The following is a 14,215-nucleotide window of genomic DNA, read 5'->3' on the forward strand; positions in this document are numbered from 1 at the left end:
TCGGTTTCAAGCGCTGGTCTCCAGATCGAGCCGTAGAGCGACCACGGCTCTCTTTCGCTCTACAGGGTACCCGCTCCACTTCGCCGCAGGCACGGCGCTGTGGGGCACGACCCGAAACCCCTCGCGGGAAAAAAATGCCTGTGCGGTGGGCACACTCGTACACGCAAACACGTAGCGGAGGCCAAGGGCGCGCGCGTCTGCCAATACGCGTGCCAGCAGCTTGCGGCCGATGCCCTCCCCCTTGAAACGCGTGATCGTGTAGAGGCCGATGATTTCGCCTGCACCCTCGGCGCGATAGCGCTCGCTTTCCAATGCGCACACACCGGCCAGGTGATGGGCACCTACAACCGCGCCGTACGCTTGCACAAGCAAGCGGGCAATTTCCTCCGGTGAACGGGGCTTAAGCACGCCCTCGCGCACGCCCCGGGCCAACAGCCGTTCCACCTCCGGAAAATCGTCGACACGAAGCCGTTCCACCGTGCAATAGTCCGATGACGTGAACAGCGTGCCCGAACCCGTGTAGGTGAACAGTTCTTCCGCCAAACCGCGCAAGCAGCACACATTCACAGAGCCGACGCCGGCGGCGAGCGCACGCCGGACGGCGGCAAACAGCGCGCGGCGGTGTCCGAGCCCGGCCCATTCGGCTTGGCCAACCGCCAACACCGCGTCGAGCATGCTCGCATCCATAAAGGGCAGGATCGTCCCCTTGCCATCGGCAATGCCGCCCTCCGGCTCGACGAGCACGAGCTTGTGCACCTGTAACTTGGCCGCAATTGCCGTGGCAAAATCGTGCACACGCGCTCGGTCTTCCTCTCCAGTGACGACGACAAACCAGCCGTGCTCGCGCAGCCTGAGCCATGCCCGCGCGAGAAAGTCGGCATCGACTTCCTGCTCACCACCGCGCAAATCGACGCGGCTTACCCGTGTACCCACGCGGCCGTTTGCGTCAAAAAGCGCTCCCGCAGTGGGATGGCGTGTAGCGATTTCTTGCAGCAATGCCTGGGTCCGACGCGGCACGGCGCTGCCCAACACCAAGACGAGCCTCGTTTCGTTCCGCACGAGATCGTCGACGAGCGAAACGAGCGACTGCAAAGCCTCAGCCTCATTGGGCAGTTCTTCACTCGGCAGGGCGAGCACCAGGGTGCGACGACGGAACTCCTCGAGATAAAACTCCTTTTCCGGAGCCCAGGCGGCATCCGCGATGGCGAGCTCGTTCGCTTTTTCGCAATTCATTGGCAACGGGAACGCTATCAAACAATATGCACCTGAGCGAGCAAGACAGTTCCGCTTCCGGAAGTTTGGAAAACCCGTCTCCCTGGATTTGCAAGCGCAACAACCGCCGTGCTTACGCAAAGCACGGAGCGGGCCCCGAGCCCCGGCGCTCGGATTGCTTTCAACTCTAGCTTTGCAACCTCTTGGCAACAGGAAAAGAGCGTGTGCGACGACGAGACGCGAACCCAAGCTGGGCAACACTTCGACCTCCGGAATAGTGCTCTGGCAGCGTTGCGCGCGTTCCCGGATCCCTGGTGGCTCCTCGACGATCACGGGAAAATCCTTTTCGCCAGCGACGTGCTCGGGGCATTGCTAGGGTTGCAGGGGACTGATTGCCGCGGCCTGACCTTGGCGGAACTCTGGCAGCGAGTAGGGGCACGGGTGATTCACGACGCCGAGGTGTTGCAGAGGTGGTCGGGGGCCAGTGCGCTCGTTGAGTGGAGAACGGGTCGGGGCGAGCAGCGCCGGGCCATCTTGCGCGAGACGGTTGTCGCTGCAGAGGGGGAGCCCGTGCGTGTGGCCGTGCTGCACGAAGTCAGTGCTTGCCTGGCGGAGCATGTAGCCCTAGCCGAGTGCCGCGATCGCTTTGCCGCGTTCATGGAGCATTTGCCCGGAGTGGCGTACATGAAAGATCCTGCGGGTCGCTATGTGTACGTGAGCCCCACGTTCGAGCGCCATTTTGGGAAGCCGCCCGATGCGTACGTTGGAAAGCGCGATGCTGAGGTGTGGCCGGCGGAGGTGGTGGAGCAACTCCGAGCGAGCGACGCAGCCGTGCTCGAGCGGCGGAGCGTGGTGCAAACCACCGAGCGCGTGCCGCAAGCCGATGGCTTGCACTATTGGCTGGCAACCAAGTTTCCCATTCTGTCAGCCAGCGGCGAGGTCGTGCTCATCGGCGGCGTGGCTGTGGATGTCACGGAAGAACGACGTGCTTTGGAAAGCCTCAAGGAGTTGCAACGCTCGGCGCAGCAGCGCGAGCGTCTGGCCGATGTGGGCGCAATTACCGCGCAAATTTTGCATGACTTAGCGAACCCCATCGCTGGCTTGTCCATGCAGGTGCAGCTCTTGTTGCGCCGCGCCGCCCGCGATCCGAACCGCCCGGTGGCGAGTCTGGTCCAGTCGCTCGGCCGGCTCCTGGCCGAGGTGCAGCGCTTGGACGCCTTGCTACGGGAATTTAAAGACTTTGCCCGCGAGCAGCGCTTAGAGCTGCAACCACTCCGGCTGCGCGCATTCCTGGGCGACTGCATCGCTCAGTGGCGACCCGTCGCACGATCGCGCGACATTGGCTTGGTGGGCGAGTTGTCTCCCGATCTCCCGGTGATTCGGGCAGACGCCGAGCAGCTGCGGCGGGTTATGGATAACTTGGTCAAGAACGCCATCGAGGCCATCGACCGCGGACCAGGAACCATCTGGCTCCGTTCGGCGCCGGTGGGTTCAGAGCGAGTGCGGATCTCGGTGGCCGACGACGGTCCGGGCATCGCCTCCCATATCGATCCGTTTCGCTTGTTCGAGACCACCAAGCCCTATGGAACCGGGTTAGGATTACCCATCGTCCGGCAAATCGTCGAAGCGCACGGCGGAAGGATTGCCTTCGAGCCGCGGGAGCCACGCGGAGTCACGTTTCACATAGACCTGCCCCAGCACGGGCCCGCCTGGCCGACGCCCCCGACCGGGTTTGTCGGCCCGCGGTAAGCACCCGCGGGAATCCTCGCAAGCGAGCGGCAACGTGCGTCGGCTCACGCACTGAGCTCGAGCATGCGTCGCAGCGAGCGCTCTGCGCCGCGGCGGACCTCCTCGTCCAGCACGATTTCGTGCTGCATGGTTTGCAGCGACCACAGGGTACGGTCGAGGGTGATCATTTTCATGAACTGGCACAGCTTGCACGCCTTGTAAAACTTTTTCTCCGGCACCTCGAGAAACAACCGATCGGAGAGGCCGCACTCCGTGACCACAACAAATTCCGTGGCTTCGCTGCGCTTGGCGTAATCGACCATGCCACTCGTACTAAGCACAGCGTCGGCCAACGCGATCACGTCGGCGCGACACTCCGGGTGAACCAAGATGCGAGCGTGCGGCAGTGCCTCCTTGATTCTCAGAATGTTTTCCGGGGTGATTTGGTGGTGCACGTAACAGGCGCCGTTCCAAGTCAGGATGGTCTTGTTCGTGTGCTGCTGTACGTATTCGCCGAGGTGTTGGTCGGGCACGAACAAGATGTGCTCGCTCGGAAGGCGGTTGACGATTTTCGCTGCGTTCGACGAGGTGCAACAAACGTCGACCACAGCCTTGACCGCTGCCGTGGTATTCACGTACGCCACCACCGCGAGATCGGGATACACCGCCTTGAGTTCATCGCGGCGCTCGACGACTTCGTCGGCCGTCACACTGTCCGCAAGCGAGCAGCCCGCACGCAGATCCGGAAGCAGCACGGTCTTCTTTGGGTTCAGGATCTTTGCCGTCTCGGCCATGAAGTGCACACCGCAAAACACAATCACATCGGCTTCCACGCCGGCTGCTTGCCGCGCAAGCTCGAGCGAGTCGCCGATAAAATCGGCCACCTCGAAGATCTCGGGGCGCTGGTAGTTGTGCGCCAGGATGACCGCGTTGCGCTCTCGCTTGAGCGCACGGATTTGCACCACCACTTCGGCCAGATGACGGCAGGTATCGAGGTCGTAATAGCCGGGGTGCGTGGGCGCGAGTTTTTGGTGGAGTTCCTCCGCGAGAGTTGCGTGCCGTTCCATAATCGATCCCGTTTGTTATCGCGACTTTGTAGCGTGACCCAGCGATTTCCCCAATGGGTGCGGCCACCGCTCGGCGTTCAAGGCTTCGGAATCCGTAGTCGTTTGCTGATCATGAGGCTGCCGGACAGGGCGAAAAGCAAGCTCGGCCAGTCTAAGGTCACGCCAGCGATCGGGAGTGCACCCATCGCATCCTGGACATACGCGCCCAGCGTAATCGCGAGCGGAACCACACTGGCGGGAATCGGTGTGCCCTCATAATAAGGAACCTTGCCACGGATGTCGGCCAACTGCTCAGCACTGATGTTGTACCGTGCCTAACGCGCCAGGCCAAAAAGGGCAAAAAAGATCAACACCGCTTGATCGGCAGCACCGCGCAGACCCACTGCATACGCGATGGCTGCGGGCCCGGCACCGAAGGAAAGTAAGTCTGACAACGAATCCAACTCGCGACCGAGGATAGGACTCGCTTGCCGCTTGCGCGCGAGCCACCCGTCGACCACGTCGAGCACGAGCGCCACCGGGATCAAGGCACAGGCAATCCACAGGTGAGCGGGGTTTCCGTCCTCGACGAAACGAATCGCTTGAAACAACGCAGCAACGCCACACCCGCCGGGAGCCAAGGTGACGACATCGGAGGGTTGCAAGCTGCGGAGCAAATCGAACCGGCGAGCCTGGGTCATGGCAAGGGACTCGTACCGCTAGGTTGCCTGCGCCTCGGCGCAGGTCAATTGCGCGCCGCCGGTGCGTTCCTGGCGGGGCGTGCGGGTGCGAGCAGCCGCAGCAAAATTTCCCTCTCCCCGATGCGACGCTCGGGCGGCTGCCCAGAGTCTAGCTCGATGATGACGATGGATTCATAAGTCCACCACGGAAACAGTTGTGCGGCTGCATATTCGATCCGGCAAAGCCAGCGAAGCAAGAACCGGCGCGGCAGGATATACCCGAGGCTCCGAGCCAGCCGATACACAGCGTTCCACGGTGGGCGGGCGAGCCAGCGGTAGCGCGGTTGCTCGCGCACGTCATCTTCGGCGACGAGCGCGTAGAGCGGACGCACCAGCCGACTCAAGCTCGGAAAGATTTGGGCGCGCGCGCCGAACAGGGTTTGCATTTGTGCTCGCGTGAGGAGGCTCACGTGGGCGTGCGGCTCAGTAGGCGGTTCCGGCGCCTGACCCATGCGTGCATGCGGCAACGCCACAACGAGCAAGTGACGAGCAACCCGCTCAAGCTCCTCCACGGCCTCGTGAATCGGGCGGATGTGTTCCAGAGTATTGACCGAGATCACCACATCCACGCAATTGTCCTTAAAGGGGAGCTCTAAGGCATGCGCACAGACTACGTGTTCCACCCGCTCCCGGGCTCGCCGGCAAGCGTGTAAGGCGAGATCCGTGGCAAAACAGCGAGCACCGAAGATCTCGGTAACGAGCTGTGCAAGAAATCCCTCGCCCGCACCCACATCGAGAGCCGAACGAAAGGAATAATGGCGCAGACGGCGCAGGATGGCATACAAGTGCGCATACGTGCCGAGATACCGCGCGCGGAACGAAAGCCCACCAATGGGGCTGTGCGGCACGTAGTCCCCGAAGCCAGGCGGTGGCCCGGAGTAAATCTGCTCGAGCCAGGCCCGGGTGCGCTGGGTGTACTCGTCCATGGGCCAGAGTTTACTCCTGCCCCGTTCCGTTTGGAAACAAGAGGATCCGCTCTGGCCTCAACCTCCCCGAGCGATTTTGCAGGGCGCCATGGTGCGGTGGCCAAGGTTCTGCACGCGCCAGGTAATGGTAGGCAACCTCACGATTGAATGCGCAGGATCATTTGTGCAATCGGTCCCGTCTGCCCGCTTTCGTCGCGCAGGCGGACGGTGATGCGGACTTCGCCAGGCGGAAACCGCGTGGCCACGTCAATAAAACCGCAGAATTGGATGGTCGAACTACTAACGACAAAGTCAAAGCCGCCGTCCGGCTTGAGCACACAAGCATCGGTTCGCCCCCGCCCGCGCGGTTGGCCGCCCCCGTCCAAAAAGCGACAGCCGAGGTCGTTGAGCGCATTGATGACTTCAGCCGCGTCGCTAAAAACCGGCGGGTCTACAGCCGGTACTCCTCCGGCCCGGGGAGGCAAACGATCGCAAACCGCCGCGCTGCCATCGCCGAGTGGGCGGGAGACGAATACCTGCACATCCGGCGGGCCGTTTTCGCGAAAGGTCACGCTTCCCACGGGAACATTGCTCGTCCCCGGACGCCCCTCGACCACAATATTGAAGCCGGCGCCCGTGGGGCGCTCGAAAATGGGAATCCCGTCCGCGGTGACACCCGTGGGCGCAATCAGTGTATCGTCAGCGCGCGTGATCCCGAGAAAGGTAACAATCGGGCCACTAGCGGGCGCCACGCTCGCGGTGGGGGTGCGCGTTGCCGATCGTGTGCGCGTGGGCGTTGGACTTGCCACCAGCAACGTGCCTGTGGCGGTGGGTGTGCTGCTCCGGGTCACCGTTGGCGTGCGCGTGCGCGGCGGAGTTGCGCTCGCGGAGGTGGCGGTTGGAGAGAGTGTTAGCGTTGCCGCAAGGGTACGTGTTGGCGACGGCGAGGCCGTGGGCGTGCGCACCGTCGGCGAGCGCGTACTCGTGGCGCTCGCACTGGCCGATGGCAGCGCGGTCCGGGTGGGCATGCGCGTGGCGGTGTGCGGCGGAGCGGGGCTCACGCTTGGCGTCGCCGTTGGAGTCGAGGTTGCCGTTCGCAGGGGAGTGAGAGCCACCGTAGGCGGCACGCCGGTGGCGGTGGGGGCCGGTGGCGAAGGGGGCGCGGTAGGCGACAGTGGAACCTCGCCAACGCGAACCAGGATTTGCCGGGCCCGACCCAGCTCGCCGCGCACGTCGCGCAGGCGTACGGTCACGATCGTGTCGCCCGCTGGGAAGGCAAGCGTGCGCGCAATGGTGGCGCAAAACTGAATCTGGCTGTTGCTCGCCGCCAGGGCCGGCTGTCCGAAGGCGTTTACCACACAAGCACTGAGCGACCCAAGGGAAAAGTTGCATCCGATGTCGTTCAGTGCGTCGGACACCGCCTGGCCGGGGCGAAAATCGGGCGGCACGACGGCGGGCACGCCGCCGGAACAAACGGCCGGGCTGCCGTCACCGAGCGGGCGGTTGAACAGAACCTGCAGGTCAGGCCGGCGATCGGTAAACGGATCGCTCTGGAAAGTGGCGATGCCCACTGGAGATCCGCTCATGCCGGAGCGCCCTTCGACAACGAGTTGGAAGCCGGAGCCGGACGCCCGTTGGAACACCGGGAGCCCGTCGAGTTGCCCGGACGGGGTGACCAGGCGACCATCGGCAGTGCTGAGGCCGAGGAAGGTCACCACGGGTCCACGCGGCGGAGCGGCGGTGTGCAAAATTGCTTGGCTCAAATCTGCCGCCGACACTCGACCATCGAGATTTTGGTCAGGCGTCACGCACGCGGTGCCAAACCAATCGCGGAATAGGAGCTGCGCAAGAGCCGCGAGATCCTCCTCCCCCTCCGCTCCCGGGCACCCCAAGGCGTTGGCCGGCGCCCTCGCAGCGCTTGCTAAGACCACCGCCCACAACAACACACCCCAACATCGCCAGCGCCAAGCGGAACGATCCATACGCAGAAGACGCACTCTACCCACGGATTCTCGCCGTGGGCAACTAGCGAACCCGCGCGCCGCACGATTCCCCGGGGCAGGTGAGCCCTGCCGTTTCCATGGGAGCCCGCAGCCAGTGGCCGGTTGATCAAGGGGTACCCCGACTCTTCGTTCCCGCTTCCATGGCTCGGCCCTGGCCCGTACCGAACCGAGCTCGCAATCGACCGAAGGAAGAAAGGACGAGAAAACGCGGCGCAAAAGCCGCCCCGACAATGGCCCGCGGAAAGATGCCTATTGGCATCGCTCCAAGTGGAGTCCGAGCGCGGCACCGCTTCAACAAGAAGGGTTCACCGATGTTCCTACCATTGTGAGGAACCCGACCTTCGAAAGCGCGCTGCCGTACCCCCGGCAATCCCGCCGCCCCCCCTCGCATTTCCCTTGCATTTTGGCAAAAAGAAAGTCCGCCAAGCGCGAGGCGCCGTGGCGTAATGTGCAGGTGGCGTTCCGCCCTTGCCGCTGCACGGTGCAGCGGCGCTCGACGATCGAAAAGGAGGTAATCGATGTCCCAGTACCGACCGATGACCGAAGAGGAACTGCGCGAACGGGTTCGCCGGCTCAAAGCCGAAGTCCACCCCGACAAGGTCGATATGTTCACCTTTCGCGGTGCTCAGTACGACCACGGCCTCGCCTGGGTGCACTTCCCCGAGGGCTATGGCGGCCTTGGGATCAATCCGAAGATGCAGGCAATCGTGGCCGACGAGCTCCGCAAAGACGTCGAAACCGTTTACGACGACTTGGCCATCAACCCGATCGGCATTGGCATGGGGGCTCCCACGTTGATGACCTACGGTTCTGAGGAGCTCAAGCAGGCGCTGTTGCGCAAGTGCTTTACCGGCGAGGAAATCTGGTGCCAGCTGTTTAGCGAGCCCGGGGCTGGCTCCGATGTCGCTGGCTTAGCCACTCGCGCCGTGCGCGATGGCGACGATTGGGTGGTGAACGGCCAAAAGGTTTGGACCACCTTAGCACACGTGGCCAAGTGGGGTTTGCTTGTTGCCCGCACCAACCCAGATGTGCCGAAGCACGAGGGGCTCTCGTATTTCCTGCTGGACATGCATTCTCCCGGGGTAGAAGTGCGCCCCTTGTACCAGATTACGGGCGAAGCGGAGTTTAACGAAGTGTTCTTGAACGACGTGCGGATTCCGCACCGCTACATGCTCGGCAAGGAAGGACAGGGCTGGCAAGTAGCGATTACGACGCTGATGAACGAGCGGACCGCTTTGGGGGGCGGATCCACGCAAAAAGGCGGGGGGCCCATCCAAGTGCTCATGCAAATTTGGAAATCGGGGCCGGCAAAGCGGCTGAGCAAGAGCGAAGCCGCAGTGCTGCGCGATCGAATCGCGCGCTTGTACACAGAATCCGAGTTACTCCGGCTTACCGCCTTGCGGGCACGGGAAATGATGCGTGCCGGGAACCCTGGGCCGGAAGGTTCCGTGGGTAAGCTCGCACAAGCAGAGCTTTACAAGAAGATTTGGGAATGCTGCATGGACGTCCTCGGCGAGGATGCCTTGGTGTACGAGCCGGGCTACACCTTGCGGCGCCCGGCCCACGAGGAGCGGCGCGACAAGGTGTTGTTGGCGAAGTATCAGTTCCTCCGCTCCCGGGCCAACTCCATCGAGGGCGGTACATCGGAGATCATGCGTAACATCCTCGGTGAGCGCGTGCTCGGGCTACCTGGTGAGCCGCGCACGGACAAAGGCATTCCTTGGAAGGATATCCCGCGCGGCGGATGAGGCACTCGTTGCCCTCCGACCACGCAACCAAAAGACCAGCGAGGGAGAACCAATGGATTTCGCATTTACCCCAGAGCATGAAGAACTGCGGCAAACCGTTCGCCGCTTTTTGCAAGACCGTTCCGACGAAGCCACCGTGCGCCGCTTAATGGTGACCGACGAGGGCTTCGATCGCGCCACCTGGCAACAACTTGCAGGCCAACTGGGCCTTACGGCGTTGATCGTTCCCGAGCAATTTGGCGGTAGCGGTTTGGGCCCGGTGGAACTCGCGATTGCGCTCGAAGAAATGGGGCGCTTCCTGTTTTGCGCACCGTATTTCTCCACCGCCGTCCAAGCCGTGAGCTTGCTGGTGGAAGCTGGGAACGACGAGGCAAAACAAGAATTGCTACCGCAAATCGCCAGCGGCGAGAAGATTGTTGCGGTGGCGTTAGCCGAGGCGCCGGGGATTTGGGAGCCAGGCGAGGTGCGCTTCAAGGCCCGTCGCACCCCGAGCGGGTGGACATTGACGGGCGAGAAAACCGCTGTCATCGATGGCCACATCGCCGATGAACTCCTGGTGGTCGCGCAGGGCGACGCGGGCTTGTCCTTGTTTCGTGTCCGCGGCGACGCCGATGGTGTGCAGCGGGAGCTGCTCCCCACCTTGGATCTCACCCGCAAGCTCGCCCGCATCCGCTTCCGCAAAACCCCGGCAGAGTGCATCGCTGCGGGCGATGACATGCAAGCGCAGATCGAGCGTGCGTTCTTGCTCGGATTGGTAGCCTTGTCGGCAGAACAAGTGGGCGGGGCTCAACAGTGCCTCGACATGTCCACCCAGCATGCCAAAACGCGGTGGCAGTTTGGGCGGCCGATTGGCTCGTTCCAGGCGATTAAACATCGCTGCGCGGATATGCTCGTGGCGGTGGAGTTCGCCAAATCGGCCGCCTACCACGCAGCTTTCCGCGCCGCCGAAGCGGACGTCGCCGAGCTTCCCGTGGCCGCGCGCATGGCCAAGGCGTATTGCTCCGATGCTTTTTTCCAAGTGGCCAACGACACCATCCAAGTGCATGGCGGGATGGGGTTCACTTGGGAGCACTCCGCCCACTTGTACTTCAAACGGGCCAAGAGCAGCGCCCTGCTCTTTGGCGATGCCGTGCACCATCGCGACAAACTGGCAGGCCTGATCGGCCTCTAAAAGTTCCGTCCCTCGGTTTGGGCGCGTTGCTCGGGCGCAAGCCATTCCCAAGCAGCGCGTCCGGCCCCTAAAATCGCGAGTGCGACGAGTAAGACCACCACGGCGCGACGATAATGTCTCGCTCCGTGGCGTTCGAACATCAGCCGCCCGAGGCTGACGCCGGCCAATGCCGGCACGATCCAAAGGAGCGCGAGCAACCCCACCCGCGGCGTCAAAAGTCCGGTTCCCGCCATGGCGGCAAGCGAAACACTGTCGGCAACGACAAAGAACGCAATCAGCGAAGCGCGGATGGCGGCCGCAGAACCAGACGCGTTCAAGTAGTAGAGAATCACGGGCGGACCCCCGACCGAGGCGCTTGCGTTCAACACCCCCGAGCAAAAACCCGCAAGCAGTTGCACCCAGAATCCCCGGGCCCGGGGACGAGACTGCTCGCGCGTGAGCGTGGCCGCGGCAAAGAGGACTGCCAACGATACCCACAAACGCAGGGCGCTTGGGGAAGCGTGGGCGAGCAACCACACCCCTGGCGCCGTGCCGACAACCATGCCGACCCCCAGCCACAGAATCGACGGCCAGTGCACTTGCGACCAAACACCCGGCAGCAAGTGAATGCTCGCAAAAATCTCCAAACACAAAATTGCGGGCACGACCTCGGCAGGCGGATGGAGGAGCGCAAGCCCACTCACAGCCACAAGCGCAAAGCCAAACCCGCTAAAGCCGCGTACGGTGCCGGCAAGCAAAAGAACGAGGGAATCGAAAACGAGCTCCGCCAATAAGGCCATTCCGGGTTAATCAGGGGAGTCGCAACCAACGACAGACGACAGAATTCAGCGATAAAAAAACAGGCGTGCCGCCCGCCCAACGGCACGCCTGTTCGCTTCACGGGAGCAAGCTTTCACTCAGCTGGAATGAGGTAGGTCAAACCGATCCCGGTAGTCACGAATTGAACTTCGTTGGTGGGGTTCACCCGCTGGTCGAGCTGATTGTAGCGCGCCCAAGCGCCTACGCTGAGCGCATCGCTCAACAATAGATTGATCCCCCCGCCCGTCGAAAAGCCCCAGGACGTGCGGCTAATCGGCGTGTCCCCAGACAAGCCCGTAAATACACCCACTTGAAACGTCTGGTATGCCTCCAGGTTTAGGTCCCCAAGGGCGAGCGGCTCGGCAATCCGCGGCCCAGCGTGAAACCCGAAGGCCCAAGTGGCATCCTTGTCGCGGATGCCAGGGCGGTTGTCGTTCGGAAAGCCAACCACTTGCGCTTGCGCCATTACCCCCAAATAGTCGTTCATCATGTAAGCCACATAGGGGCTGAATGTTCCACCGGTTTCCAACCGATCCGTGGTCTTCTCCACAGGGATGGCGGCACCTAAGTCCAAGCCGGCCAGAACCTTGCTTTTCTCTTCCCCATGGCTGAGCGCAGGCGAAAACCCGGCAACCAATGCAACGAGGGCTAAGGTCCAGAATCGGCGTCCTTTCATGCTCCACACCTCCTTTTCCTAACGTTGGTGCTTGCAACCAAACCGTGGTTGTTCGTAACGCGCAGATGGGCGCGCTTGCTGGCCGGCTTACATAACAACTTTTTTTCTAAACACCAGAGGTACAGCGGGGTCGAACAGCCGCGGGTGATGCGCACGGGGGCGAGTGGCGAATCGTAGGGGCGACGCATGCGTCGCCCGTCGGGCGGAGGTTACCAGCGAGTGGCGAGTGGTGGGAAGTGGATGATGGTGAGGGCGCGCGTTGGCGATGGTGTCGCGGCTGGTGCCACGGGCGTTGCCATCTTGCCACCTTGCGCCGACGCCATCGTAGGGGCGACGCATGCGTCACCCCTACGCCGCGGTGTCACGGGCGGGACTTTGCCAGCTCTCCCTTCCGAGAACGACTCAATGGGCGCTCCATGGCCTCGAGCCAGGCTGCGCATAACAGCGGAAAGAGGATCTCGTGGTGGCCGGTAAGGTGGATGCCGTGGCCATCCGGCATGGTCGGTCGCTGGAGCACGTTGAGTTGCGGGCGGTAGTGGCGGAGAAAATCGAGGTTCACGGTTAAGAGCTTCTCCACGCGGTGGCCGAGGTTACGCGCCAGGCTTACGGCTTTAACGAAGACCTCCGGCAAAACCACCGCGGAGCCAAGGAGGATAAAAGCACCACGGTCCAACCCGGCAACCAAAGCCGCGAGGTGCCTGAAGTCATCGAGGCTCGCTTGTCCAATCTTGGCCCCGTCGGCCTGCGGGTGCATGTGGATGATGTCGGTGCCGAGTGCCACGTGCACGGTCACCGGAATTCTTAACCGATAAGCGCGGGCAACAATGCTGATGTCGGGATGGGCGAGTTGGGCATCTTGCAAGGCGCGCCCAACCGCAGCCCCTAACCCCTCGCCAGAACGTGCCTCCGCAATGGCTCGGTTGAGGAATTCCCCTGTTTCCCGCGCCATGCCAAAACGGCCATCGAGAAGGTGGCTCGCCACGTCTTCGGAGGTCATCCCGGCGTACGCGAGCTCGAAGTCGTGGATGATTACCGCGCCGTTGACGACCAAGCCATCCACCAAGCGCCGCTCGAGCAAATCGATGACCACAGGGCTCAAACCCACCTTGACCACATGGGCACCAAAGCCGAGCAGTACCCGCCTACCCTGGCGGCGCCGCCGCGCAAGCTCGTTCGCGATCCACAGGAGATCCTTGGCGGCAAGAACGTCAGGCAAACCTTGCAAGAGCTCGCGCACGCTCAACCCCGCGCGCAACGGCGCGGCAAAACTGCTCGTCGCCACTAACGAGGGGCGTTTCTCCAGCGGATACGTCTTCAGGCGCGACCAGTCTAAATCCTGTAAGCGGGTGGGGCGTTTGCGTGGCATGCTCTGCCTTCACCCTTCCCCGAACAGCAAGAGCTCTACGAGCTCGCACAAGGTGTGCCCGATGAGGATGTGCGATTCTTGAATCCGCGCTGTGTTGCGCGTGGCACTCACGCAGAGAACCAAGTCTACAGCGCGAGCCAGTTTCCCGCCGTCGCCGCCCGTGAGACCAATGGTAAATACGCCAAGTTCCCCACAGGCGCGTACCGCCCGCAGGACATTCGCGGCATTTCCGCTGGTAGAGATGGCAATGGCAACATCGCCGGCCCGCGCGAGAGCACGCACCTGCTTGGCAAACACATCAGCGTAGCTGTAGTCGTTGGCAATGCTGGTCAGCGCGGAGGTGTCCGTGGTCAGCGCCAGTGCTGGGAGCGGCGGGCGCTCGCGCTGGAAACGATTGACCAGTTCCGCGGCAATGTGCTGCGCGTCCGCAGCACTTCCACCGTTGCCAAACAGCAGCAGCTTGTGCCCACTCTGAAATGCCTGCGCCACCCGCTGCGCGGCCTCCTCCAATTGCACGGCGTGTTCGCGCAAAAATACCTGCTTTGCGCGAATGCTCTCATGGAAGATTGCTCGGATGCGCCGCCGCACGGCGCCCCGGTATAGCGAAAGCCTCGCCGCGGAACCAACCGAAAGGACAGAACCAGGACCCGCGATGGCTTTTGCTCCCGATGTGTGGCTTCGCGAAAACTCAACGGCGAGCAGATACCGATTTGGCAGGGGGTGGGGCATCGGCGTCGCTTGCCTTCGGCCGGGCCGGTATTCGTTGCTGCTTTGAGCACCGCGTTTTTGGGGAGGCGTGCGCCAGCGCACGGCAAGTGAAAG

Annotated in this window: 11 protein-coding genes and 1 pseudogene; 3 read left to right on the top strand and 9 right to left on the bottom strand. The window is 62.7% G+C overall.

Annotation, left to right across the window (positions count from 1 at the left end):
* Positions 1-6 precede the first annotated feature (6 nt).
* The gene (locus tag N3C12_11325; GenBank protein ID MCX8073028.1) at positions 7-1,233 is read right to left on the bottom strand and encodes a GNAT family N-acetyltransferase; all 1,227 of its coding nucleotides are present in this window, start codon (positions 1,231-1,233) and stop codon (positions 7-9) included.
* 201 nt (positions 1,234-1,434) lie between these two features.
* Here N3C12_11325 and N3C12_11330 point away from each other — a divergent pair, with 201 nt between their 5' ends.
* Complete coding sequence (locus N3C12_11330) at positions 1,435-2,961, top strand: PAS domain-containing protein (protein MCX8073029.1); 1,527 nt, start codon at positions 1,435-1,437, stop codon at positions 2,959-2,961.
* Positions 2,962-3,005: 44 nt separating this feature from the next.
* On the opposite strand, the gene nadA is transcribed toward N3C12_11330, so the two are convergent.
* The 4 genes and pseudogenes from nadA to N3C12_11350 form a co-directional block, all read right to left on the bottom strand.
* A complete protein-coding gene (gene nadA / locus N3C12_11335) occupies positions 3,006-4,007 on the bottom strand; it encodes a quinolinate synthase NadA (GenBank protein MCX8073030.1) in 1,002 nt (333 codons plus the stop codon).
* A gap of 77 nt (positions 4,008-4,084) precedes the next feature.
* Positions 4,085-4,687, bottom strand: a pseudogene (locus N3C12_11340) (CDP-alcohol phosphatidyltransferase family protein).
* A 44-nt stretch (positions 4,688-4,731) separates the two neighbouring features.
* Positions 4,732-5,652 carry a class I SAM-dependent methyltransferase gene (locus N3C12_11345; protein ID MCX8073031.1) on the bottom strand — a complete coding sequence of 307 codons (921 nt, stop codon included), beginning with the start codon at positions 5,650-5,652 and terminating at the stop codon, positions 4,732-4,734.
* Between the two features lie 137 nt (positions 5,653-5,789).
* On the bottom strand, positions 5,790-7,637 hold the full coding sequence (locus tag N3C12_11350; protein ID MCX8073032.1) for a hypothetical protein: 1,848 nt from the start codon (positions 7,635-7,637) through the stop codon (positions 5,790-5,792).
* A 515-nt stretch (positions 7,638-8,152) separates the two neighbouring features.
* Between N3C12_11350 and N3C12_11355 the strand changes: the two genes are divergently transcribed.
* Together N3C12_11355 and N3C12_11360 are read left to right on the top strand one after the other, a co-directional pair.
* Entirely contained in the window at positions 8,153-9,382 is a 1,230-nt protein-coding gene (locus N3C12_11355; GenBank protein ID MCX8073033.1) for an acyl-CoA dehydrogenase family protein, read from the top strand.
* Between the two features lie 52 nt (positions 9,383-9,434).
* Positions 9,435-10,553 carry an acyl-CoA/acyl-ACP dehydrogenase gene (locus N3C12_11360; protein MCX8073034.1) on the top strand — a complete coding sequence of 373 codons (1,119 nt, stop codon included), beginning with the start codon at positions 9,435-9,437 and terminating at the stop codon, positions 10,551-10,553.
* Here the strand turns inward: N3C12_11360 and N3C12_11365 are convergent.
* The 4 genes from N3C12_11365 to N3C12_11380 all read right to left on the bottom strand — a co-directional run bounded on the left by N3C12_11365 (position 10,550) and on the right by N3C12_11380 (position 13,981).
* The gene (locus N3C12_11365) at positions 10,550-11,323 is read right to left on the bottom strand and encodes a sulfite exporter TauE/SafE family protein (protein MCX8073035.1); all 774 of its coding nucleotides are present in this window, start codon (positions 11,321-11,323) and stop codon (positions 10,550-10,552) included. The two genes, N3C12_11360 and N3C12_11365, sit on opposite strands and share 4 nt — an antisense overlap.
* A gap of 122 nt (positions 11,324-11,445) precedes the next feature.
* Entirely contained in the window at positions 11,446-12,027 is a 582-nt protein-coding gene (locus N3C12_11370) for an outer membrane beta-barrel protein (GenBank protein ID MCX8073036.1), read from the bottom strand.
* Between the two features lie 361 nt (positions 12,028-12,388).
* Complete coding sequence (locus tag N3C12_11375) at positions 12,389-13,393, bottom strand: hypothetical protein (protein ID MCX8073037.1); 1,005 nt, start codon at positions 13,391-13,393, stop codon at positions 12,389-12,391.
* 9 nt (positions 13,394-13,402) lie between these two features.
* Entirely contained in the window at positions 13,403-13,981 is a 579-nt protein-coding gene (locus tag N3C12_11380; protein MCX8073038.1) for a D-sedoheptulose 7-phosphate isomerase, read from the bottom strand.
* Between the last annotated feature and the right edge of the window lie 234 nt (positions 13,982-14,215).

The organism is Candidatus Binatia bacterium (assembly GCA_026415395.1).
Classification (GTDB): Bacteria; Desulfobacterota; Binatia; order HRBIN30; family HRBIN30; genus HRBIN30.

Excerpts from the sequence above, each read along its gene's own strand:
- N3C12_11360 (MCX8073034.1), top strand. The coding sequence starts at position 9,435 with ATGGATTTCGCATTTACCCCAGAGCATGAAGAACTGCGGCAAACCGTT.
- N3C12_11355 (MCX8073033.1), top strand. The coding sequence starts at position 8,153 with ATGTCCCAGTACCGACCGATGACCGAAGAGGAACTGCGCGAACGGGTT.
- nadA (MCX8073030.1), bottom strand. The coding sequence starts at position 4,007 with ATGGAACGGCACGCAACTCTCGCGGAGGAACTCCACCAAAAACTCGCG.
- N3C12_11375 (MCX8073037.1), bottom strand. The coding sequence starts at position 13,393 with ATGCCACGCAAACGCCCCACCCGCTTACAGGATTTAGACTGGTCGCGC.
- N3C12_11345 (MCX8073031.1), bottom strand. The coding sequence starts at position 5,652 with ATGGACGAGTACACCCAGCGCACCCGGGCCTGGCTCGAGCAGATTTAC.
- N3C12_11370 (MCX8073036.1), bottom strand. The coding sequence starts at position 12,027 with ATGAAAGGACGCCGATTCTGGACCTTAGCCCTCGTTGCATTGGTTGCC.
- N3C12_11325 (MCX8073028.1), bottom strand. The coding sequence starts at position 1,233 with ATGAATTGCGAAAAAGCGAACGAGCTCGCCATCGCGGATGCCGCCTGG.